Origin of the sequence: Serratia sp. 14-2641 (assembly GCF_001692375.1) — a bacterium.
Lineage (GTDB): Bacteria > Pseudomonadota > Gammaproteobacteria > Enterobacterales > Enterobacteriaceae > Chania > Chania fonticola_C.
This window is the reverse complement of sequence record NZ_LXKR01000025.1, coordinates 1-609: the sequence shown is the minus strand read 5'-3', so window position 1 is coordinate 609 and position 609 is coordinate 1. Positions and strand designations below refer to the sequence as shown.

The following is a 609-nucleotide window of genomic DNA, read 5'->3' as shown; positions in this document are numbered from 1 at the left end:
TACCGCTGCGTTATACCTCCGGATTCTGGCTGACAGGTCTGCTGTTTACCTTTCTGCCTGGGAGCTCGCTCACACTGACAGAGGCGCTCACAGGCAGTATCGGCATGTTTATGTTCCTTTATGCCTTTCACTACGGAGCCAAACGCCTGCGGGGTGAAGAAGGGTTTGGCCTGGGCGATGTTCATCTGATCGCCGCGCTGTGTGCCTGGTTTCCCTGGCCGTTGGCCAGCGTGCTGAGTGGATGTGCCTTCTTGCTGTTTATCGTCAGTGCGTTGCTGACGCGAAAAAATGCCCAACCTTATGCTCCCTGGCTGTTCGCCTTACTGGCGGGGCTGGCCGGATGCTTCCCTCAACTGACTCTATCGGGTGCCTTATGACTGTTGACGCTGCCAACCCTCGTATCAACCGGGGCCTATCGCTCATCTCAATGGCCATCGTGCTGGCGATCGTGTTGATTGCCGCCCCCATTGGGCTGGAAAGATATTCTGACTATATGGAGGAACAAACCTGGGTCGTGACTGCCACACACCTGAGCACGGTGAGCCAGGGTGCACGCCGATACGTTAAAGATAACTACGACACGTTACTGAACCAGGTCAAAGGGGGCGG

Annotated in this window: 1 protein-coding gene and 1 pseudogene; both read left to right on the top strand. The window is 56.2% G+C overall.

Annotated elements, in window-relative coordinates; translation table 11 throughout:
- A partial coding sequence (locus tag A6U95_RS09965; protein ID WP_198927295.1) for a prepilin peptidase occupies nucleotides 1–377 on the top strand: 377 nt, incomplete at its 5' end.
- A pseudogene (locus A6U95_RS09960) lies at nucleotides 374–609 on the top strand (shufflon system plasmid conjugative transfer pilus tip adhesin PilV); the annotation flags it as partial. The gene A6U95_RS09965 and the pseudogene A6U95_RS09960, both read left to right, overlap by 4 nt.